General features: G+C 42.6%; 19 protein-coding genes. 8 read left to right on the top strand and 11 right to left on the bottom strand.

The window, feature by feature from the left end:
* Window positions 1-22 precede the first annotated feature (22 nt).
* Complete coding sequence (locus tag DUL71_RS32535) at window positions 23-289, bottom strand: alpha/beta hydrolase (protein WP_244228768.1); 267 nt, start codon at window positions 287-289, stop codon at window positions 23-25.
* Between the two features lie 45 nt (window positions 290-334).
* Window positions 335-838, bottom strand: coding sequence for an alpha/beta hydrolase (locus DUL71_RS32540; RefSeq protein ID WP_244228769.1), 504 nt, complete (start codon window positions 836-838; stop codon window positions 335-337).
* A gap of 138 nt (window positions 839-976) precedes the next feature.
* Between DUL71_RS32540 and DUL71_RS15290 the strand changes: the two genes are divergently transcribed.
* From DUL71_RS15290 to DUL71_RS15320, 7 genes are all read left to right on the top strand, one after another.
* Window positions 977-1,684: an esterase family protein gene (locus DUL71_RS15290; RefSeq protein WP_114938921.1), complete on the top strand. Its 708-nt coding sequence runs from the start codon at window positions 977-979 to the stop codon at window positions 1,682-1,684.
* 160 nt (window positions 1,685-1,844) lie between these two features.
* Window positions 1,845-3,050 carry an ATP-grasp domain-containing protein gene (locus DUL71_RS15295; protein ID WP_114938922.1) on the top strand — a complete coding sequence of 402 codons (1,206 nt, stop codon included), beginning with the start codon at window positions 1,845-1,847 and terminating at the stop codon, window positions 3,048-3,050.
* 126 nt (window positions 3,051-3,176) lie between these two features.
* Window positions 3,177-4,274, top strand: a complete 1,098-nt coding sequence (locus DUL71_RS15300; protein ID WP_112575965.1) for a carboxylate-amine ligase — start codon at window positions 3,177-3,179, stop codon at window positions 4,272-4,274.
* A 179-nt stretch (window positions 4,275-4,453) separates the two neighbouring features.
* Window positions 4,454-5,287 (top strand): type 1 glutamine amidotransferase, encoded by an 834-nt coding sequence (locus DUL71_RS15305; protein ID WP_114938923.1) that lies wholly within the window; start codon window positions 4,454-4,456, stop codon window positions 5,285-5,287.
* Window positions 5,288-5,407: 120 nt separating this feature from the next.
* Window positions 5,408-6,601 (top strand): hypothetical protein, encoded by a 1,194-nt coding sequence (locus DUL71_RS15310; RefSeq protein ID WP_114938924.1) that lies wholly within the window; start codon window positions 5,408-5,410, stop codon window positions 6,599-6,601.
* 59 nt (window positions 6,602-6,660) lie between these two features.
* Window positions 6,661-6,822, top strand: coding sequence for a FeoB-associated Cys-rich membrane protein (locus DUL71_RS15315; RefSeq protein WP_114938925.1), 162 nt, complete (start codon window positions 6,661-6,663; stop codon window positions 6,820-6,822).
* A gap of 66 nt (window positions 6,823-6,888) precedes the next feature.
* A complete protein-coding gene (locus DUL71_RS15320; protein ID WP_114938926.1) occupies window positions 6,889-10,344 on the top strand; it encodes a trifunctional glycoside hydrolase family 18/polysaccharide deacetylase/glycosyltransferase family 2 protein in 3,456 nt (1,151 codons plus the stop codon).
* Window positions 10,345-10,578: 234 nt separating this feature from the next.
* On the opposite strand, the gene DUL71_RS15325 is transcribed toward DUL71_RS15320, so the two are convergent.
* From DUL71_RS15325 to porV, 3 genes are all read right to left on the bottom strand, one after another.
* Window positions 10,579-11,133 carry an REP-associated tyrosine transposase gene (locus DUL71_RS15325; protein ID WP_114938927.1) on the bottom strand — a complete coding sequence of 185 codons (555 nt, stop codon included), beginning with the start codon at window positions 11,131-11,133 and terminating at the stop codon, window positions 10,579-10,581.
* 169 nt (window positions 11,134-11,302) lie between these two features.
* On the bottom strand, window positions 11,303-11,785 hold the full coding sequence (ispF, locus tag DUL71_RS15330) for a 2-C-methyl-D-erythritol 2,4-cyclodiphosphate synthase (protein WP_114938928.1): 483 nt from the start codon (window positions 11,783-11,785) through the stop codon (window positions 11,303-11,305).
* Entirely contained in the window at window positions 11,785-12,954 is a 1,170-nt protein-coding gene (gene porV, locus DUL71_RS15335) for a type IX secretion system outer membrane channel protein PorV (RefSeq protein ID WP_114938929.1), read from the bottom strand. The genes ispF and porV overlap by 1 nt, the downstream gene beginning before the upstream one ends.
* Before the next feature lie 242 nt (window positions 12,955-13,196).
* Between porV and DUL71_RS15340 the strand changes: the two genes are divergently transcribed.
* The gene (locus tag DUL71_RS15340; protein ID WP_114938930.1) at window positions 13,197-14,855 is read left to right on the top strand and encodes an SUMF1/EgtB/PvdO family nonheme iron enzyme; all 1,659 of its coding nucleotides are present in this window, start codon (window positions 13,197-13,199) and stop codon (window positions 14,853-14,855) included.
* A gap of 101 nt (window positions 14,856-14,956) precedes the next feature.
* Here the strand turns inward: DUL71_RS15340 and DUL71_RS15345 are convergent, their stop codons facing one another.
* The 6 genes from DUL71_RS15345 to DUL71_RS15370 form a co-directional block, all read right to left on the bottom strand.
* Window positions 14,957-15,343: a nuclear transport factor 2 family protein gene (locus tag DUL71_RS15345; RefSeq protein WP_114938931.1), complete on the bottom strand. Its 387-nt coding sequence runs from the start codon at window positions 15,341-15,343 to the stop codon at window positions 14,957-14,959.
* An 89-nt stretch (window positions 15,344-15,432) separates the two neighbouring features.
* Complete coding sequence (locus DUL71_RS15350; protein ID WP_114938932.1) at window positions 15,433-16,854, bottom strand: RagB/SusD family nutrient uptake outer membrane protein; 1,422 nt, start codon at window positions 16,852-16,854, stop codon at window positions 15,433-15,435.
* 15 nt (window positions 16,855-16,869) lie between these two features.
* Window positions 16,870-19,926 carry a SusC/RagA family TonB-linked outer membrane protein gene (locus tag DUL71_RS15355; RefSeq protein ID WP_114938933.1) on the bottom strand — a complete coding sequence of 1,019 codons (3,057 nt, stop codon included), beginning with the start codon at window positions 19,924-19,926 and terminating at the stop codon, window positions 16,870-16,872.
* Between the two features lie 672 nt (window positions 19,927-20,598).
* Window positions 20,599-21,261 (bottom strand): DUF4159 domain-containing protein, encoded by a 663-nt coding sequence (locus DUL71_RS15360; RefSeq protein WP_244228770.1) that lies wholly within the window; start codon window positions 21,259-21,261, stop codon window positions 20,599-20,601.
* Window positions 21,258-21,968, bottom strand: coding sequence for a 16S rRNA (uracil(1498)-N(3))-methyltransferase (locus tag DUL71_RS15365; RefSeq protein ID WP_114938934.1), 711 nt, complete (start codon window positions 21,966-21,968; stop codon window positions 21,258-21,260). Before DUL71_RS15365 ends, DUL71_RS15360 begins: the two co-directional genes overlap by 4 nt.
* A 13-nt stretch (window positions 21,969-21,981) precedes the next feature.
* Window positions 21,982-23,322: a hemolysin family protein gene (locus tag DUL71_RS15370; protein ID WP_112575926.1), complete on the bottom strand. Its 1,341-nt coding sequence runs from the start codon at window positions 23,320-23,322 to the stop codon at window positions 21,982-21,984.
* Between the last annotated feature and the right edge of the window lie 2 nt (window positions 23,323-23,324).

Consider the following 23,324-nt stretch of genomic DNA (forward strand, 5'->3'; position numbering starts at 1 on the left):
TCAAAAGTTGGTTTGCCTCAGCTTATCTCCCAAAAGCCCAAACCAAAAACTTGGCCATTGCTTTACCCCAGGTAGTAGTATCGTGGGTACCTCCTATTATTTCAACATATTGAATTTCTTCAGGGCGTTTAAACCCTTGGGCCTCCATTTCTTTAATCAGGTCGATAGTATCATCAATAGCGTCAATAATTCCGTTTTTATTGCGGTCGCTGGTTTCATCTTTGGTGCCGGTTTGCAGCCAGGCATTGATAGCCGGTTTAGTTTTAGTTTCCTTTATAACCTGGTGCATCAGCCTGTCTGCATCAGTATAGCCTTTGGATAGGTCTTTTCCCCTTCACCAAAATGAACCCGAAAAAACACCTGTTTTATTAAACAGTGCAGGGTTGTTCCAAACAATATCGAAAGCAGATAAACCACCAAGCGAAAAACCTGCGAAGGCAGTTGTATCAAATTCATTAAAGCCGGTTAGTTGCTCTAATTGTGGCAGCAATTCTTCTTTTATAAATTGTGTATACACATCGGCTTTAGCACCGCGGCCTTTAAAATCGGGCTTACCGGCAATGCCATATTCGTCAAGGCGGTTATCACCAGCATGAATTGCAACAACCAAAACTGGTTTAAGGCGATTAGTATTATATAATGTTTCGAGCGTATTTTTTACCCCCAGGTTTTCAAGCTCCTGACCATCGTTGAGCAACAGCAGGTTCAGCGGTTCGGCAATATCACTGTCCTCTGGTTTCAGAATGGTTAAAGTTACTTCCCGCTCAAGCAGTGCAGAGGTTATATTTATTTCTTGTTCGGTTATCGTCATTTCAGTATCAAGCCAGCCCGGGTACATCTCTATCTAAATTAAAATTAAAGGGCACAAAAGTAAGCTATACTTTTTACTTTTTGGGGCTAAGGATTAATATTATCAGGCTGTTGCCTTTTTCAAACAAACCTCCTAACTTACAATCATTATAAAAACTACACTGCTTTGACCGAAAAATTTCACCGCTGGCACTCCCCCAACACCAACACCGACCTTGAAATGCTGGTATTCGGCGACCGCGGTTACCCCGTTATCGTTTTCCCTACCACCAAAGGCCGTTACTATCAAAATAAAGATTTCGGCCTTATTGAGAGCGTAAAATGGTTTGTTGACAATGGTCTGGTTAAGATTTACTGCCCTGATACTATTGACGACCGCAGCTGGTACAACAAAGGCATCCATCCGGCCGACAGGGCCAAAACCTATGCCGGGTACGACCGGATGCTGACGAACGAGCTTATTCCCTGGGCCATGCACGAAACGGGAGTTGGCAAAGTAGCCGTTGCCGGCTGTAGCTTTGGCGGATATCACGCAGCTAACTTCGCTTTTAAGCACCCCGAAAAGGTAAAGCATTTATTTGCTATGGGCGGGGCTTTTAATATCAAAATGTTCACCGATGGTTATTACGACGATAACATTTTTTATAACAACCCGGTTGATTTTTTGCCAGGCAACAACCATCATGACCTTTGGCAAATGAACATTATTCTCGGTACATCGGAGCACGATATATGTAAAGGGTATAATATCCAGCTTTCAAACATATTAAAACAAAAAAACATTAAACATTGGTTGGATATCCGCCCGTTTGCCAATCATGACTGGCCTATCTGGCGCGAAATGTTCCCGCACTATTTATCAACGATTAAATAAAGAGGCAAGAAATCAGGAGTCAGGAAGCAAGAGAATACAGAATCAGGAAATCAAGAGTCGAGAGTCGAGAAACAAGAAAAGAGAATTTAAAGAGCAGAAAACAGGAGGCGAGATATAACAAACTGAAACCCCAAAAAACAAACATAAAATACCTACTACCATGAAAAAAATCGGCATCTTATTCGGACAAGAGGATTCATTTCCGCAAGCATTTGTTGACCGTGTAAACCAAAAAGCAGAAAAAGGCATTAGTGCCGAGTTTGTAAGGCTTGATAAGGTTATGCAGGCCGAACCGCTTGATTACGCTGTTATTGTAGACCGGATCTCACAGGATGTTCCTTATTATCGCGCAGCCTTAAAAAATGCAGCTATTTGCGGTACCGCCGTAATTAACAACCCTTTTTGGTGGAGCGCCGACGAGAAGTTTTTCAACAATGCCCTTGCTGTAAAAATTGGAGTGCCAGTACCTAAAACCGTGATCCTGCCATCAAAAGAACTTCCGGACGATACCACCAATAAATCGTTCCGTAACCTGGCCTACCCGCTTGACTGGAATGGCATTTTCAACTATGTAGGTTTCCCGGCCTATATGAAACCATTTGACGGCGGCGGCTGGAAAGAAGTTTATAAGATTGAGAATGAAAAAGATTTTTTCAGCAAGTATGATAAAACCAAACAGCATGTCATGATGCTGCAGGAAGAAGTTGTTTTTGACGATTACTTCCGCTGCTATTGCATTGGCGGCAAACACGTACGCATTATGCAGTATGAACCGCGAAACCCGCATCATTTACGCTATGAGCATGGCAAAGCGCCAGCAGCTAAAAAACTACTGGATACCGTTAAAGACTATGTAATAAAACTAAATCAATTTTTAGGCTACGATTTTAACACTGTTGAGTTTGCTGTTCGCGATGGTGTTCCTTATGCTATTGATTTCTGCAACCCTGCACCCGATGCCGAAGTAACCAGCGTTGGCCAGGAAAACTTTGACTGGGTGGTTGAAACATCAGCTAATTATGCCATAGAGCGTGCAAAAAAACAAAAAGACGGTCTGGATAACCTTACCTGGGGCGAGTTTGTAAAAACATCGGCAGCAAAAACACCTTTGGTAGCGGCTCCATCTAAAGCCGCGGCCAAAGCCGATGTTTCGGTAGCTAAAGTTGAGCTTGCTATCGAAGACGAAGGCAAGGCGAAGAAAGCCAAAACTACTAAAGAACCTGCTGCAAAAACAGCTGCGGCAAAAGGGCCCGTGGTAGCAAAAGAACCTGCAACAAAAGCAGCAGTCGTGACAGAACCTGTTGCTAAAGCAGTCGCCGTAAAAGACAAAGCGGCGCCTAAGCCAAAAAAGGCAGCTAAGAAATAAATAAAAAGGTTGTCATTTCGAACGAGGAACGAGGAGAAATCTTGTACGCGCAATAAGCCAATCGCATAAGATTTCTCCCTCCGGTCGAAATGACAACCGTTTTTACAATACTAACCACAACCAATTATGAACGAATTTACCTTAGGCGTTGAAGAAGAATTTATGGTGATTGATCCCGTATCGCGGGAACTCAAATCACATGAGCAAAGAATTGTGGATGCCGCCCAAAAGATCCACGAAGACCAGGTAAAGGCCGAAATGCATCAGGCCGTGGTTGAGGTAGGTACACATATTTGCCGCAATACCGAAGAAGCCCGTAAAGAAGTAGGTAAACTTCGCACCACAGTAGCCCAACTGGCCGGCGACATCGGCCTGCGTATTGGCGCTGCAGGTACACACCCTTTCTCGCATTGGCAACACCAGCTCATTACCGATCATCCAAGGTATTTTGAAATTGTAGACGAAATGCAGGAAGCTGCCCGTTCAAACCTCATTTTTGGTTTGCATGTGCATGTTGGTATCCAGTCGCGGGACATGGCTATTCATATTGCCAACCAGGTACGCTATTTTTTGCCGCACGTGTATGCGCTTTCAACTAATTCGCCGTTTTGGGAAGGGCGAAATACCGGCTTTAAATCGTTCCGCACCAAGGTTTTTGATAAATTTCCGCGTACCGGCATTCCAGATTATTTCAGCAGCATTGAGGAGTATGACCGCTACATTAAACTGCTGGTAAAAACCAATTGTATTGATAACGCCAAAAAGATCTGGTGGGATATCCGCGTACATCCTTTCTTTGAAACTATCGAATTCCGCATTTGCGATTGTCCCATGCTGGTTGATGAAACTATCGCTTTCACCGCACTATTTCAGGCATTATGTGCTAAACTGTATAAACTCAGGGCACAAAACATGAAGTTCATCAACTATTCGCGCGCACTCATTAACGAAAATAAGTGGCGTGCGGCCCGTTACGGTATCGACGGTAAAATGATTGATTTTGGTAAGGAAACGGAGGTAAATACGCGTTCATTGATATTAGAATTGCTTGACTTTGTAGATGATGTGGTTGATGATCTTGGCTCCCGCGATGACCTGCAATATGTGCACAATATACTGGAGCATGGCACAGGCGCCGACAGACAACTGGCCATTTACCAGCAAAATAATAACTTTGCCGACGTGGTTGACTACATTACATCACAAACATTGAAGGGTTTGTAAGCGCATCCTGACTAAAAATGTCATTTCGATAGAGCAAAGGCAGGACTGTGCGACGGGGCGAAAGAGAAATCTTGTACGCCATACAATACATAATGCTTCGAGCAAAACTCATGACAATTGTTTTTTAATTGCTAAATGCGGAATCCTAAATCAAGGATAATAATAGATAGATACAATAGATGACTGAGAAACCGGAAATAAAAGTAGCCATACTTGATTTGTATGATGGGATAGCGAACGAGGGTATGCGCGGCTTCCAGGATATTTTGAAGCGATACAAAGCCGAACACGATCTGAATTTAACTTACCAGATTTTTGATGTACGCCGCAAATGTGAAATGGCCGATCTCAACTTTGACATTTATATATCAAGCGGTGGCCCTGGTAATCCGCTGGAAACCGAGGGCACCGAATGGGAAAAGAAATATTTCAACCTGGTTAACAAGTTGGAAGATCATAACCTGTCCAACAACAGCAATAAAAAACATGTGTTCTTCGTGTGCCACTCGTTTCAGTTGATGTGTCGTTATTATAAGCTGGGCGATATTAACATGCGTCGCTCCCCTTCATTTGGGGTGCTGCCGGTAAATAAAACTGATCTCGGCTTAAACGAACCTTTATTTGAAGGTTTGGCCGAACCTTTTTATGCCGTTGATTCGCGCAGCTGGCAGGTGATCAATCCTGATGAAAAACGCTTTAATGAATTAGGCATGCAATTGGTAGCGATAGAAAAAGAGCGCCCGCATGTTGATTTACCAAGGGCCATGATGGCTATCAGGTATAACGATTACTTCTTCGCTACGCAATTCCATCCTGAGGCCGATGCCGGAGGAATGAAAGGCATGCTGCTTCGCGAAGAAAAAAAACAGGAGGTGATCAGCGAGCACGGCGAGGTAAAGTATAAAGAGATGCTGGAACGCCTCGACGATCCGGATAAAATAACACATACCCAGCACACGCTTATCCCTAACTTTTTGGATATAGCGGTGGAAAGTGCGTTGGGCGTGGTATAATTATAACATTATGTCATTGCGAGCGAAGCATGGTAATAGCAGGCTATACAAAGCGGCCATCCTTTCGTGCGATTACTTCGTCGTTCCTCCTCGCAATGACATGGACAATATGAAAAGGTAATGAATCCATCAGCCAGAAAAACATTTAACGAAACGTTCAGCGACGAAAAGTACAGCCAGTTTCTGAATCGTCTTAATGAGGGGTTACGCGAACCTGTCCCTTTCCGTGTCGCGGAAACACCTGTTTTTTTAACCGCTGATTTTCGTGACAAACTCATTGCCGCGGGCAATGAAATTATTGATACGTTCTTCAGGCCTGATTTTAAGGAAATTACAGAACGTGCCATCCCTGATTTCTGGCGGGTAGCCAATGAAGGTGATCATCCTCATTTTATCGCGTTGGATTTTGGGATCTGTAAAGATGAGCAAGGCAATATCGTACCCAAATTAATAGAATTACAGGGCTTCCCTTCGCTTTATGGTTTCCAGGTACTATTGGGCGATACCTACCGCGAGGTTTATGATATCCCCGGCGATGAAACCATCTTTTTCGGCGGATTGGACAAGGAAAACTATCTCAATCTGCTCAAAAAAACAATCATAGGCCCTTATGAACCTGATGAAGTTGTGCTGATGGATGTTAACGCTCCGGAACAAAAAACAGCGGTAGATTTTTACCTTACACAAAAATACATTGGTACACCGGTTGTGTCATTATCCGATCTGATCCAGGACGGTAAAAAGCTTTACTACATGGCCGGCGACAAAAGGAAACAGATCAAGCGTATTTATAACCGTTTGATATTTGATGAAATAGCCGGCAATCCGGATATATTTACCAAAGTAGCCGATATCAGGCAGCCGCTTGAGGTTGAATGGATCACCCATCCCAACTGGTTTTACCGTATCAGCAAGTTCACCATGCCATTTTTAAACGGCGATTACGTCCCCCAAACGCAGTTTTTACATCAATTACAACAAATCCCTGCCGATTTGGAAAACTATGTATTAAAACCGTTGTTCTCATTTGCGGGTCAGGGGGTAATTATTGATATTAGTAAGGAGGATATAGATGCCATTACCGATCCGGAGAACTGGATCTTACAGCAAAAGGTAAATTACGAACCCGTTGTACAATCGCCCGAAGGAGGTGTAAAGGCCGAGATCAGGCTGCTTTACCTTTGGCCAAATGGCGATGAAAAACCAACGCTTGCCATTAACCTTGCAAGGTTAAGCAGGGGAAAAATGATAGGCGTGCGTTACAATAAAGATTACAACTGGGTTGGTGGTACAATTGCTTTTATGCCCCGTTAAACTTTACACTAATTACCCTGTCTGTACGTATATATTAAATAATGTTTAATTTTGTCTTTATGAATATGCAAATCATCATTATCGCGATACTTTTTGCAGGCGCTGTTTTTTACATAGGCCGTATGATGTACAGGTCACTTACTACCAAAAAAAGCTGTGGTGGCAATTGCAAATGCGGTGTTGATTTTTCGGGTATTGAGCCCGGAAAAACCACCAAATAATGCTAAATTCCCATTTCATACAATCTTCATAAGTAACCTATACTTTTAAAAAAGTAAATTCCCTTAATGTCGTCAAGCAAGCAAGTTTTTCAAGCTGATAATCCCGGTAGGTGGAACCGTTTTAAGTGGTTAAGCCGCGTACTACTGGCTGTGTTGGTTATTGGCATCATAGCCGTAATTGTAACTATCCGTTCAACATACTATCCCGAACTTCCTAACCTTAATCCTGCTCCTAAAAAAATGACTAAGGAGGAGCTTGAGAAGTTAAAGCAATCAACCAAGTTCAAATCATTCAAAATACAAAAGTCCGAGATAGAAGCTCTTGAACGCGCAAAAAAACTACACCAGCTTAAACAACCCAACAATAAAGATCGTATCAATGCCGCGTTTTACCGTGCATGGGAACCGCAGGCCTATAACTCATTAGTAGTGAACATTGGCCACCTGGATATGGTGGTAAGCGAAGGTTTTTTTATAGCCCCCAAAACAGATACGGTAATTACCAAGCTTGATACCGGGTTAATGAACCTGAATAAAAAGTACAACAAGCCAATTGTTGTATCGCTGTCAAACTATGTAAACTATGATAACGCCCATGGCGGTTACGATACAAAAGATATTGACCGTATTGTTAATAGTAAAACGCTCCGCGGCGGTTTCATTAACAGTATAGTTAACTCACTTTCTAAAAATAAATTAAAAGGCATCAATATTGATTTTGATGAACTGCGCGACCGCAATAGCAAAAACTACATCACTTTTCAAAACGAGCTTTATAACACGCTGCATGCCAAAGGCTTCCTGGTTACGCAAAACGTAGTACCCGAGGATGAAACCTTTGATATTAAAAGGCTTCAGCATGTGAACGATTTTCTGTTCATCATGGCAATTGACGAGCATTATGAAGCCACAAACGCGGGTGATCTTTCAAACCAGCACTGGGTTGAGCAGATCCTGGATGATGTTTGTTCAAAAGTTCCGTCAGAGAAAATAATTTTAACATTTGCAGGCGGTGCTTATGACTGGCGTGAAAACAGTGTGGGTAAAACAATGGGCTACCAGCAAGCCATCAGTACAGCCGATGAGCAAAAAAGCAGGATAACATTCGATCCAAATTCGGCTAACCTGCACTATACCTATATGGACAAGGATAGCCTTGACCATACCGTTTATTTTACCGACGCCGCCACAAACTTCAATGTGATCCGCATGGCCGACGACTGGGCGACCGGTGGTGTGGCCTTATGGCGATTGGGTGCAGAAGATCCGCGACTTTGGACATTTTTCCAGAAAAACCTTTCGATAGACTCGTTGAAAAAAACGGGTATCGATATGCGTAAACTTACCTCGGTAGGTTTGAACAACCGCGTAAATGTTGACTATGACGGCGATGGTGAGGTACTTGACCTTATCACCACACCTACTACCGGCGAGATAAACGTAAAAATGGATACTTCCACTTTTACCATTCTTGATCAGCATTACATCAAACTGCCAACCAAGTATGTGATCCGCAGGTATGGTTACGCGCCTAAAAAGGTAGTTTTAACTTTTGACGACGGCCCAGATCCTGACTTTACCCCACGTATCTTAGATATCCTCAAGGCCGAAAAAGTGCCGGCAGCATTCTTTGTTGTAGGCTCCATGGCCGAAAAGAATATGCAGCTGCTCCGCCGCGAATATGAAGAGGGCTATGAAATTGGTAATCACACCTTCTTCCACCCCGATATTTCAACCATCAGCTTAAAAAGAGTAATACTTGAACTTAACTCTACCCGTAAGCTTATCGAGTCGGTAACCGGACGAAGTACTATCCTGTTCCGCCCGCCATTTAACGCCGATGCCGAGCCACAGACACTTGCCGAGGTTATCCCGGTTGCTGAAAGCCGCCGCCAAAGCTATATCACCATTGGCGAATCTATCGACCCATGGGATTGGCAGCCAGGTGTGACTGCCGATAGTATCATTGCCCGTACCATCAGACAAAAAGATAACGGATCTATGATATTGCTTCATGATGCCGGTGGCGATACCCGCGAAGAAACAGTTAAGGCCCTCCCCGAGATTATCCATTACTTTAAATCCCACGGTTATCAATTCACTACCATTGCCGATGTATTGGGCAAAACCAAGGATGATTTGATGCCGCCGATTAAAAATGATCCGAGTACTGGAATTTTCGGTCCGGCTTATGATGTTTTTGTACATGGCTATTACTACATCAATTGGGCGCTGATCTATATCTTCCTTTCGGCGATATTCCTGGCAATTGGTCGTATTGTACTTATCGGTATCCTGGCTGTAAGGCAGCAAAGCGTAGATAAAAAATCTAAAAAGCTTGATCGTAGTACTGATAATATGCCTGCCGTGAGCATCATTGTACCGGCATACAACGAGGAAATTAATGCCGTAGCTACTATTCAAAGTTTATTAAAAACCGATTACCCGTCGTTCGAGATCATTTTTGTTGATGACGGATCAAAAGATAAAACTTTTGAGGTTGTGGAAGCTGCATATAAAGGCAATCCGCTTATTAAAATATTAACTAAACCCAACGGTGGTAAAGCGTCCGCGTTAAACTTTGGTATTACTCACGCCCAAAATGATTTTGTGGTTTGTATTGATGCCGATACCCAATTGAAAACTGACGCGGTTTATCAACTCATGACCTATTTTACCGACGAGGAAATAGGCGCGGTAGCCGGAACGGTTAAAGTTGGTAACGAAACCAATATCATTACACGCTGGCAGTCGATAGAGTATATCACCGCCCAAAATATGGACCGCCGCGCATTTGACCTCATCAACAGTATTACTGTTGTGCCCGGAGCTATTGGCGCGTTCCGCAAGTCGGCTATTTTCCGTGCAGGAGGCTTTACTTATGACACCCTTGCCGAGGATTGTGATTTAACTATGCGCATCCTTAAACAAGGTTACGTAGTACGCAACTGTGCCGAGGCGGTTGCTTATACTGAAGCTCCTGAAACCATAAACATGCTGCTTAAACAGCGTTTCCGCTGGAGTTTTGGCGTAATGCAAAGTTTCTGGAAAAACCGCGACGCGCTGTTTAACAAAAAATATAAGTTTTTTGGAATGGTGGGGATGCCTAACATCCTTATTTTCCAGATCATATTGCCGCTGTTCTCCCCTCTGGCAGATTTAATGATGCTATTCGCCCTATTTGGCGAAAAGCCGGAGAAGATGCTGATGTACTATGTGGCGTTCGTTGTGGTTGACTTTATTGTCGGCATCATCGCTTTCCGCATGGAAAAAGAGGATTATAAAAAACTTATTTACATCATCCCTCAACGCTTTATGTGGCGCCAGCTGATGTACTATGTACTGTTTAAATCGCTGCGTAAAGCATTAAAAGGCGAGCTAAGCGGCTGGGGCGTATTGAAGCGTACCGGCAACGTAAAAGTAGATGGATCAGGCGGTAACAAAGCGCAGCCGATATATATTGTGATCGGTGTGGCGGTAGTTGCCGTGATCATATATTTGCTGTATAAGCATTATAGTTAGCCTTGCTTGAGCCTGTAGTTACAAACTACAGGCATACGAATTCGAAGTCAGAGACTTCGAATAGCTTTTTTATTTTTTACTTCTATTTTACCGCTGTCCGAAGTCTTTGACTTCGGACTACTATGCCTGTAGTTTGCAACTACAGGATTTAATACAAACAATCTACATCTATAATGTCGCTGTCCGAAGTCTCTGACTTCGGAATACTATGCCTGTAGTTTGCAACTACAGGATTCAATACAAACAATCTATATCTATAATTTGATCTATTTCCGCATAGTTTGACGCGCTCGAATACATGTAATCTTCCGCGCGATAAGTCAACCCGGCCCTAACAGGATTTTGATGAATGTAGTCGATCTTCTGTTGTATTACAGCAGGAGAAAAAAGTTCAATGAAATGACTATCATGATCCCAGAGCTGGTAGTGCTCATTCCGGCTGTGCCTGGACGCATAATACTTAAACTGATGTAACATCCACTCTTTACGGCTTTCGGTATTATCTGATTCGATATCCTCTAAAATACGTTTGGCGGTAAACTTCTTACAGTCCCTTACAAATGCGCTAATAGTAAACCCATCATCAACAGAAACAATAAGATGCATATGGTTTGACATAATTACATAAGCATGTAAATGCAATCCCTTATGTTCCTGGCAATACTTTAATGATTCAATTACGATATCGCGATATCGCTGCCTGGAGAAAACATCTATCCAACCTACCACAGTAAAAGTCATGTAATAAATCGCTTGCTGATCACGAATTACATAGCCTTTTTTAAACATATCGCAATAAGTGTTAGGTTTTTATTTCATGTATGTAGTTACAAACTACATGCATAATGGTTCGAAGTCAGAGACTTCGAACAGCAATTCTTGTCTTTTTTCTATACTTTTATTCGCTATCCGAAGTCTCCGACTTCGGATTTATATGGCTGTAGTTTGTAACTACAGGCTACTCCCGCTCAATCAAACAAACAGCATAAGCCACAACGCCTTCCTCCCTTCCTATAAAGCCCATTTGCTCATTGGTAGTAGCTTTAATAGAGATGTCTTCTTCGCTGATACCTGCGGCTTCTGCTATGTAAGTTTTCATTGCGGGGATATGCGGATTAATCTTTGGCGCTTCGAGGCAAACCATAGCATCGATATTGCCAATAACAAAACTTTTCTCTTTGATCAGGGCAACCACATGTTGTAAAAGGATCAAGCTGCTGATACCTTTCCAACGATCGTCTTTATTTGAAAAATGAAAACCGATATCGCGCAGGTTTGCCGCCCCAAGCAGGGCATCGCAAATAGCGTGTAACAATACATCGGCATCCGAGTGGCCGTAAGCACCCGCATAATGCTCAAGCTTTACTCCGCCTAAAACAAACGGGTGATTTTCTTTTAACTGATGTACATCAAACCCAAACCCTACCTTAATTTTACCCATTATCTTCTTGAAGCATTTGTTGTGCCACCAAAACTTGCCGACAAAGTGAAGCGCAGAGTATTGGCCAGGGCACTATTTTGCTGGCTGGCCGCCAGGTATGAAAAGTCGAAATCAAAAACACTATACTTAAACCCTAAGCCCATGGTAAGATAATGCCTGTCGCCTTTGTTAGGGTTTTCGTAAAAATAGCCCGCCCTCAGCGCAAACTGTTTATTATACCAATACTCTACACCGGGCGAAAAACTGATCTCTTTCAGCTCTTCACTGAAACCACCCGGCGCATCACCAAATGATTGAAAAAGACCGGCAGGAACTGATACATTATCATCCTTGCCTTTGATGATATTACCATTCTGATCGCGCAGAGGCGGGGTAGGAACTAACAGCTTGTTGATATCAAAAGTTGCTGTAAACTCGTTAACATCATCTAACTGCCAGGTATTAGCCACACCCAACTTAAGGTTGGCCGGTAAAAAATATTTATTACCTACATCGCTGTAACTGATTTTGGTACCAATATTTGATATGTGCGTTCCAAAGGCAAAAAGATTACCATCGCCGTAAGGTGCCGTATAATATAACGAAACATCAGCAGCAAAGGCGTTACCGGCTTTTGCCGCCTGACTTGAACCGGTAGCAAACGAGATACTTGAAATATTAGAGTGAATGTACCGCGCGGTTAAGCCCAACGAGAAATTATCACCAAACTTACGGGCAAATGAAACATCTAACGAATACTCATTAGGTGTGTAAGTACCCTGATCATTGGTATTATCATCGGTAAGCTGAATGGAACCATAATTAAAATACCTAAGCGAAGCGCCCAAAGTATTGCGCTCATCAATTTTATGGGCATAGCTTAAATATGACAAGCTGATATCAGGCACCAAATGCCTTAACCAGGGGCTGTATGAAACCGATAACGCGTCATTACTTTCCAAAAACGCAAGCTTGGAAGGGTTCCAGAAATTGGCATTAACATCCGGAGACAGCGCCACACCCGCATCACCCATTGCTCCCGAACGCGAATCGGGCGAAATATTTAAAAAAGGTACTTCGGTAGGGATTGCATTAATATTACTCCCGTTAGGATTTGTTTGCGCCGAAGCAGCAAGAGGTATTAAAAAAGGGGTAATAAAAGCAAGGCCTCGAAATGTAAAAAGCTTCATTTGTAGGAGTTAGGTTGCAAAATTTTATTATATGGTATGTAATAGTAACGTGCTTTGCCTGTTTTATGTTACATCCTATTTGTTGAAAGTTAAATCAAAAATTCAAATCAACGCAACTAATTTCATCAATTTTTCGTTAAAACCCCTGATAACTGTACTATTTATTTATAAATAATGATTTACGAGCGTAAGCAACGTATCCATTTTTTTATAAATTTACCACACATTAGAACTGTAAAAATATGAAAATACTTTTTACTAAAACTGCTTTGGGATTGTTGGCTTTAGGGGCCGTGCTTAGCAGCTGCAGTAAACGTGAGCAATCGCAAAAAACGGGGATAACTTATAACGATAAAAATAACGGCGGTTACGAGCGTTTCAGGCAAAGTCATCCTTCTCCGGGCCCGGGATTGGTGCCTATTGAGGGTGGAACCTTTGTTATGGGTGGTAGCGCAGATCAGGACATTACTTACGATTATAACAATGTACGCCGCAGGGTTACCGTACCATCTTTTTATATGGACGAAACAGAAGTATCAAACCAGGATTGGCTTGATTACCTGCACTGGATTAATATTACTTTTCCTCAGGACCGCGAATTATATTACAATGCAACACCTGATACGTTGGTTTGGCGTCATCCGCTATCATATAATGAGCCTTATGTAGATAACTACCTGCGTCACCCAGCCTTTCAGGATTATCCTGTTGTAGGCGTAACCTGGGATCAGGCACAAGCATATTGCGCATGGCGTACCGACCGTACAAACGAAAACATTTTACGTGAAACCGGTAAACTGGTAGCATGGAAAGATCAGGGCAAAAAAGGCGGTGGCGGCGATGCCGGTGCTGCAGTTAATGGCCAGCCTTTCAATACCGATATATATTTGAACGGTCAGATGACAGGTGCAGGTGTTGATGGTAAAAAAATGATGCCTAACCTGAGCCCTAACGCCCAGGCCGGTACAGGTAAAGGCGGCAAAGCCGTTAGGCCGGTACGTATGGAAGATGGTATCCTGAAACAAGCTTACCGCTTGCCTTCAGAAGCTGAATGGGAATACGCCGCATTAGCACTTGCAGGTAACACCCAATTTGAAAATATCGACGACGGCAAAATGTATACCTGGAATGGTATGGGCGTACGTTCGGCAAAAAGCAAAACCCGTGGCTTAATCATGGCTAACTTTAAACGCGGTAGCGGTGACAACGCCGGTGTTGGTGGTTACCTGAATGATAAGGCCGACATTACCGCTCCAGTGCGTTCATACGCTCCAAACGATTTTGGTTTGTATAACATGGCAGGTAACGTTAATGAATGGGTTGCCGATACCTATCGTCAAACATCATTTGAAGAATTTGAAGACTTTAACCCTTTCCGCGGTAACGAGTTTACAAACAAGCGTCTTTCAGATCCAAGCAAAGGCCTTTATGCTAAAGATAAATATGGCAAGCCGATCAAGGATCCTGCACATGCTAATAAAAAATTGAAATATAGCGAGCTTTTGGCCTTACAACAGCAAACTACAGCTGCGCAAAGTGCTAATCCAAACGCGCCGCTTGCAACTACGCAAACAGGTTCACTTCCGGTTGATTCATTGTTGCCTAAAAACTCTGGTAAAGCTTACAACCCTGATGCAAGGGGTGATAAGGATGAAGTTAACAAAGCCCTTTACGGTACAACCACCCTGGTTAACGACCACTCTAAAGTGTACAAAGGTGGCTCATGGAACGATATGGCCTACTGGTTAAACCCAGCTACCCGCCGTTTCATGGATCAGGACGAATCAAGCGCCGAAGTTGGTTTCCGTTGCGCGATGACCCTGGTAGGTGCCCCTGAAATTAACCCTAATGGTAAACCTCATTATCCGGTAAAAAAGGCAAAACCTTTTAAAGCAAGGTAATTTTTAAAACATAATACATGCAAGGCCTTTTCAGAAATGAGAGGCCTTGTTTGTTTTATAGCCTATTCATTACTTCAAGCACATTGCTGCACTGCAATACGTTATCCGTCAATGGGCTCAACCCACTGGCTTCGCCATGCAGGAGCTTCAAAAGGATCGGCAAAATATTGTGTTTCATGTATCACCTTCGCGTCACGAAACTCCATGATACTTACCGTGTATGCCGGCTTCTGCTGATAGTTAATGGTATATTCGCTAACCCAGGTATCCCCGCTCCCGAGAATTCGCCTTACACGAAAGCCGGACGGCTTACCGGGATGATGCTCTCGTAAAGCCTGCAAATTAGTCCGTCCAAAAATCCGCTCGCCCGATTGGGGGTAATCACAGATTACATCGTCGTCATAAATATCATGTTCCGCGTTGATATCTCCGGCTGCTGATGCCTGCCAGTGAGCATTGAGTAAAGCGAGTATTTGTTCATCTTCCATGGTGTGCCATTTTTAATTGCTTTTAGTTTTCAATAAAAAATCCCGGTGACGAATCATCACCGGGATATATACTTATCAATAGTTTACTACTATTGGTAACCTTCGTTTTGTGCTAAGTTAGGGTTAGCATCACGTTCACGTTTAGGGATCGGGAATATCAACTTGGGCGAATTCCACGGAAATGATGCCGCTACGTTTCCATCTTCATCAGTTGTTTCTGTTGTTTCTTTATAACGTTTCAAATCCCATAATCTGAAGCCCTCAAATGCAAGCTCTACGCGGCGTTCGTGTTTAAGAACGGTAAATAAGGCGGCAGCGGTATTGGCGGTTGTATTAGCCAATTTTGCCCTGTTTCTTACAATATTAATATCCTGTGCAGCACCCGTTAAATCCGGCGCGGATTTTCTGATGCGTGCTTCGGCCCTTATCAGGTAAATTTCGGCCAGGCGCACAACGATAACGTTGCCAAAAAGGTTATTGAACTTAGATGTAAAATTATCAGAACCATCATTATAAAACTCTTCTGCCCTTTTATCACCAGCCTCATATCTCGCAAAATGCTGATCATTGATTACGGTTTCGCCACGGCCTCCAAAATCGGCGCTCGCGAAAACTTCGTTCAAAGCATTAAACCCTGATTGGTTAGAAATCTGGATCGCAAAAATATCTTCGGTGCTGTTAAACACACGGGTTGGCTGCGTAGGGTGCTGAAATTCGCTGCCAAAATCACTCACTAATGAAAAGGCTCCCGAGCTTATGATTTTTGTCGCTTCCGTTTCCGCATCTGCAAAGTTTTCCTGGGTAAGGTAGATACGCGCAAGTATGGCCGATGCTGCAAAAGAATCCGCATAAGGAGTTCTTGATGCCGGGCTGGGATCGCTGTTAAGCTTTTCTTCAGCAACCTTAAGGTCAGCAATAGCCTGTGTATAAACTTGCGCTACCGTACTGCGTGACACACGCTGAATACCGTCAACGCTGGTTGTAGGTGTTAAAACTATAGGCACTGCAAGGTTTGATGTTGGTGTTCCATCGTTCCAGGCTTTGCCAAAACAACGGGCCAGATCAAAATAGGCAAGACCGCGCAAAAATTTAGCTTCACCTTCAACTCTGTCTTTATTAGCAGCATCAACCAGATTCAGATTAGCCAAAACGTTGTTACATACGTTAATGGTGTTGAAACCTGCATCCCATACCCCTTCAACAAAGAAATTATTAATGGTGATGGTTTTATTTGAAAGCTCGGTATATTCAGAAAAGGTACCAAAATAGGAGAAGTCACCATCATCGGCCAAAAAATCGTTGGTTGACATTACCCTGCCTCCGTATAAGCCCCTGAGGCCGGCTGCCGTATAAGCCCCTATTAACACACCCTGAACATCTTTTGATGTTTTAATGGCCTGATCCTGCTCAACAGTATCTTTTGGCTTTATATCCAGTTGCTTTTGGCAACCGGTACTATATAACACCAGTAACGAACTTAATGCTATGATTGTATATTTAGTTTTTTTCATCTCTGTCAGCTTAAATTAAAATCCTACGTTTAATCCAAAAGTTATTGTTTTAGCCTGCGGAGCAGCATAAAAGTCATAACCTTGTGTAATGTTGCCCGAAAATGCATCTGAGTTTAACTCTGGGTCCCAACCTTTATATTTTGTCCATGTAATTAAGTTGGTTGCCTGAGCATAAACCCTCACGCTCGACAGCTTGATTTTACTAACCCATGATTTAGGAAAATTATACCCCAAAACAACATTTTTCAGACGAATGTATGATCCGTCATCTAAAAATCTTGAACTTGGGCTTATACCATTACCGCCAAACAACCTGGCTTCAGGTACATTGGTAATTTGCCCGGCTTTTGTCCAGGATTGAAGCTGATCAATGGTTTGGTTATCAAAACCATTGCTGAAACCAGTTGACATGTACTGACCACCACCATTATAGATCTTATTTCCGTGAACCTGTTGTAATAAAAAGCTGAAATCAAAACCCATGTAAGAAACCGAGTTATTTAAACCGGCCAGATATTTAGGATTTGGATCACCCACCACTACCGGTACGGCCTGGTTGTAATCATTTGTTGTGGTTCGGTCTCTTTTTCCATTTCCGAGATCGGTGTTCTTATAATAAAGTGCATCACCATTTTTAGGATCAGCACCGGCAAACTCAGCAGTATAAAAAATACCAAGCGGCTGGCCTTCAATAGCGCGGTTAACCTGATCGCCGCCGCCAAGCAGGATCTGTCCTTTAAGGTCGGTGATCTTATTACGGTTAATAGAAAAGTTAAAGCTTGTTGACCATGTAACCTTACCAACAAGGTTTTTAGAGTCGATTTGTATTTCCAACCCTTTATTTTGCAGTTTACCCAGGTTTTGAGTTATTGTTGTAAAGCCAGAAGTAGCAGGCACCTGTACGTTTAATAAAAGGTCTTTGGTTTTTTTCAGGTATACCTCAAATGAACCAGATAAACGACCATTAAAAAAGCCCACATCCACACCAAGGTTGGTGGTAGCCGTTGTTTCCCATTTCAAATTAGGATTTGGTAATTGTGTTGGCCTTGCACCGGCTACACCGGCATAACCAAATGCTGAAAATAAACCACGCGAAGGAAAATTTCCAATCTCAGAGTTACCTGTTAAACCATAGCTGGCCCGCAATTTCAGTTCAGATACCAGCTTTTGGTTTTTCATAAATTCCTCCTGAGACAATACCCAACCAACCGAACCTGCCGGGAAGAAACCGTAACGGTGATTAGCACCAAACCTTGACGAACCGTCGATACGGCCGCTTAATGTTAAAAGGTATTTATCATCATATTTATAGTTGGCTCTGGCAAAATATGAAAGCAGTGAGTAGCTTGTTGAATTTGATGCAGCGCCGGTAATATCAGCCGCACTGTTCAACTTTTTGTAAGCATCTGAAGGGAACTGCTGACCGTTGATGGAGTTAAGATCGTTCTGCTGTCTTTGATAGGTCATACCACCTACCGCATCGATATTACTTTTATCAATGTCTTTAAGGAAGTGTAAGAAGTTATTGGTGTTAAAATTCAGCGATGTAACCGATGAATTAAAACCCACACCATTTCCTGTACCCGAGTTACGCAGGGTTAAACTTCCGGCATAATTATCTTCAGTAGAGTTTAAGATGTCCATACCAACTTCTGACCGAAAGGTTAACGACGGCATTAATTTTATCTCGCCAAAAACGTTACCAAGGTTGCGGTAATCAGTAGTGATAAAATAGCTGCTTTCTGAGTTCAGCAAAGGGTTAAAATAAGTTGGAAAGTTACCATTAGGATTACCCGTGGCAGGGTCAAGCGCGCCGCTTAATAAACCTGTACGTGGATCGATAACAGGGGTTATTGGCGCCAGGGCCACAATTTGCTCGGGGGTCGAAAACGCGTTGTCGTTATCCAAACGATGGTTTTGAGTACGTGAAACACTCAGGTTGGCCCCTATAGTTAACCAACTGTTAGCCTGGTTTTCGATATTAGTACGTAAGCTATATTGGTTAATCTGGTTTTTAAGGATCCAGCCTTTTTGATCGTTATACGTGCCCGAGATATAAAACTTGGTCTTTTCTGTACCTCCCGAAAAAACAAGATTATAATTTTGTACCGGGGCATGCTGAATGATTTGCTTTTGCCAATCGGTATTTACTTTATAAGTTTTATAATCATCATTACCAGCCGAATAACGTAGCAGCCTGCCTTCAATGGTTGCTGATGAATAACCGCCTGCAGTACCTGCTTCTCTTAATAAAGTAACATACTGCTGCGCATCTAAAAATTTACGCTCGCCCGTTGGTTTGCTAAAACCGTAGTATTGATTATAAGTGATTTTTGTTGAACCTGCTTTACCCTTTTTGGTAGTAACCAAAACTACACCGTTTGAAGCTCTTGAACCGTAAATAGCTGCCGCGGATGCATCTTTTAAGATGTCGATAGATTCGATATCATTTTGGTTCAAATCAACCAATGGGTTGGTTGATGCACCGTTGGTTGAAAAGTCATCGACCGTAATGGGCATACCATCTATTACATACAATGGTTGATTACCCGCGGATACAGAAGACGCACCACGGATACGAACCTGGATGCCCTGCCCTAACTTACCGTTTTGAGCCTGGATATATACACCCGGACTACGGCCTTGTATAGCCGATTCAAGACTTGGTACAGGAATATTTTCTATATCGCCACCTTTAATTTTTGAAACGGATCCTGTTAATGAACGTTTGCTTTGTGTACCATATCCCACAACAACAACCTCATTAAGCAGCTTCGAATCGGTACCTAATTGCGCATCAACCGTTGTTCCGGCTATAGCTACTTCCTTAGGCAGATATCCTAAAAAACTAAAAGTCAAAATTTTAGCAGTTGCCGGCACGCTAAGCTTGTAGCTACCGTTAATATCGGTTTGGGTGCCCACCCCCGTAACACCTTTTACGGTTACGCTTACCCCAGGTAAGGGCGAGCCGTCCTTCTGATCTGTTACTTTACCTGTAATAACCCTATTTTGAGCAAAACCAAGGGTAATACAAGTACATAACAACAGGATTGTTAGTAAATGTTTCTTCATAAAAGTTAATATTGTTAATTAAGAAAGTAAGTTCGTAAAAAAAATGTGTAGAAACAACAAATACCTCAAAATCACGTTGCGTTCTTTACAAAAATGTTATTATCGCACATTTAAAACCATGACAATCAAATAAAAACACATTACCACCTTTCTTTTATCGGCTCGATTTTCAGCGGTTTATCAATATGTTTTTTAGTTGTGTCCTCTTCCGGTAATTAATGAAGCCCTTAATTTCCATTCGGGCAGATGCAAAGCAGCCAATGCAATATCACAACACAAACCACTCATTTACAATAACATTTACAACAAATCTTGTGATTACAATCTTTGCTTCGCTGGTATTAGCGATATTCAAATCCCTTATTTCAAATTATTCTTACCAAAATCAACCGAGGTAAAACGATTAACCTTTATTTTATTAATATTTTCCCTTCTGTTAAGATTAACTATCAAGAAATTACAACAACACACGGATTAACCCATTAACAGCCATTAATATTCGATCTGTAAAAGGGACAGTTTGCTACACAGCCGATAACTAAATTGCGTCGGCGTTGGTATAAAACTAAGCATATAAATTTTATCAATGGCGGTGCAATGGGCAAACTCAACCCTTAATTGACAGTACAGGAAAAAAAATGTCGGATGGAAAGCCGCGGGTAAAACCGGCGGCTATTGGGTGAAGATATATTGAATTAAATTTGCGCCCATTTTTAAGGCTTTCTGGCGGGCTTCCTGGGTATCGCCGGCATAAGTACCATAATCTTCCCAACCATTGCCTAAATCGCACTCATATGTGTAAAAACAAACCAGCCTGCCTTTGTATATCAAACCGAATCCCTGCGCGCGTTTACCGTCATGCTCATGAATTTTGGGCAGGCCATTGGGGAAGTCATATTTTTGATGATAAATAGGATGGTTTACCGGCAACTCCACAAAATCAAGTTCGGGAAATACCTTTTTCATTTGCGGGCGGATATATTGGTCAAGACCATAATTATCATCGATATGCAAAAAGCCGCCACCGGTGAGGTATTTACGCAGGTTACGGGCTTCCTGATCGGAGAAGATCACATTGCCGTGCCCTGTCATAAAAGTAAAAGGATAATTAAATAACGAAGCGCTGCCTACCTCCACTACTTCGTCATCATCATCAAAGTTAGTCTTGAGGTTTTCATTGCAAAATTTAATCAGGTTAGGTAACGCTGTGCGGTCGCCGTACCAATCACCGCCACCACTGTATTTAAGCCGGGCAATTTTATAAGCAGGCGCATTAAAGCTGCTCATCGCTATAGCTGCAAATACAACAACCAATGCTACCTTTATCCTTTTCATATCCTGTTTAAAAAATTCACTTCAAAACAGGCTTCCAGCGCGGCAGTTTCTGTACGCAGGCGGCTTGTACCTAAAGATATTGGTTTAAACCCATTGTGCAAAGCCTTCTCTATCTCTGCCGGGGCAAAGTCCCCTTCCGGACCTATCAGTATTAAATAACGTCCCTGAAGCACTATTTCATCTTTCAGGTTAAGCTTTTCACCGGGCTCGCAGTGAGCAATAAACTTTTGACCATCAAAAGGCTTATCAAGCAACTGGTTTAACGTAACCGGTTCATTTAATACAGGATGGTATGCCTTAAGGGATTGTTTGATTGCAGCGGTAACAATCTTATTTAAACGCTCAACCTTGGCTTCCTTACGTTCCGATCGCTGGGCGATGATCAACGATACCTCATCGATACCTATTTCTGTGGCTTTCTCCAAAAACCACTCCAGGCGTTCGATATTTTTGGTTGGCGCAACCGCTATATGAAGGTAATGGTTCCGTTTTTCAAATTCGGTGCTTACCGATGTTATTTTAAGAATGGTTCGCTTAGGATGCGCATCATGAATTTGAGCAGTATAAAGGCCTCCGCGGCCGTCAATTAACTGCACCTCATTGCCCACTTCAAGGCGCAGCACACGTATGGCGTGTTTGCTTTCTTCTTCGCTCAGAAAGTATTGGGGATGCGAGGCATCGATATCAGGTGTATAAAAAAGTTGCATTACGGTAAGCAGATTAATGTAAATCTACTGCATCTTCTTCATTTATCAGTAATTCGAGTTTAACTGATTCGATATTTTGGTCGGATTTTTTTAATACAGTGATGTTATATCCGTTAGATTCCTTTTGCTCGCCAACATCCGGGATCTTCCCGAAGATATCGCCAAGCCAGCCGGATACGGTATCAAAATCGCCATCCTCAGGCAAATCATGCGGAAGGTGCTCGTTCACATCGTAAATAGATGCAAGGGCGTTAACTATAAACTCACGTTCATTTACCTTTTCAACAATAGGCTTTTCCTCGTCATACTCATCCTGGATCTCACCAACAAGCTCTTCAACAATATCCTCCAGGGTTACCATACCGGCAGTGCCACCAAATTCATCAAGCACAATGGCTATCTGAATGCGTTTCTGCTGCAGCTCGGCCATCAGATCATTGATCTTTTTGGTTTCGGGGATGAAGTATGGCTTGCGGATAATGTCTTTCAGAACAATCTCCTCATTACGGGCCAGTAGCGGCAAAATATCTTTGGCGTGTACAATACCAATGATCTTGTCTATTACATCATCGTAAACGGGCATACGCGAGTATCCCTCATCGATAATCATATCCAATAACTCTTCTTTTGTTGAAGCGATATCCACCCCAGATATCTTGGTACGGGGCACCATGATATTCTTCACCACACGCTCATTAAAATCAAACACATTCTGAATCAGTTCGTGTTCATTTGAATCAAGCGCACCGGTTTCTTTACCCTGCTCCAACAGGTATTGCAACTCTTCAGAACTGTGGTGTGTTTCTCCGCCCTCAACAGCGCTTATACCTAACAGTTTCAGAATGAAATTGGCAAAGTTATTCAGCACCCATATAAATGGCCTGAAAACCACAAAGAAGAACCTTAGCGGTAATGAAACAGCCATTACTGTACGTACCGATTTTTGGATAGCTAACGATTTAGGCGCAAGCTCACCAAAAACAATATGCATAATGGTAATAAAACTGAAAGCTAAGATGTGACTGGCAGTAATATAACCTGGAGAAAGGGTTATACCTACACCCAGGAAGGCGCGGATAACAAGGTTAGTGGCAACCTCTTCACCCACCACACCAAGGGCCAGTGAAGCAATGGTAATACCCAGCTGCGTGGCAGCCAGGTAACCATCTAAATTATGCAGTATGCCCCGGGCAACTTTGGCTACGCCGCTGCCGCCTTTGGCCTTAATTTCAATTTGCGAACCCCGAACCCTCACCATGGCAAACTCCGCGGCTACAAAGAAGCCATTGAGTAAAACCAAAAATATGGTAGCGAAAATGTAAAATAAACTAATCTCGTAATGTGCGGGGTCCATTT

Source organism: Mucilaginibacter endophyticus, from assembly GCF_003351025.1.
Lineage (GTDB): Bacteria > Bacteroidota > Bacteroidia > Sphingobacteriales > Sphingobacteriaceae > Mucilaginibacter > Mucilaginibacter endophyticus.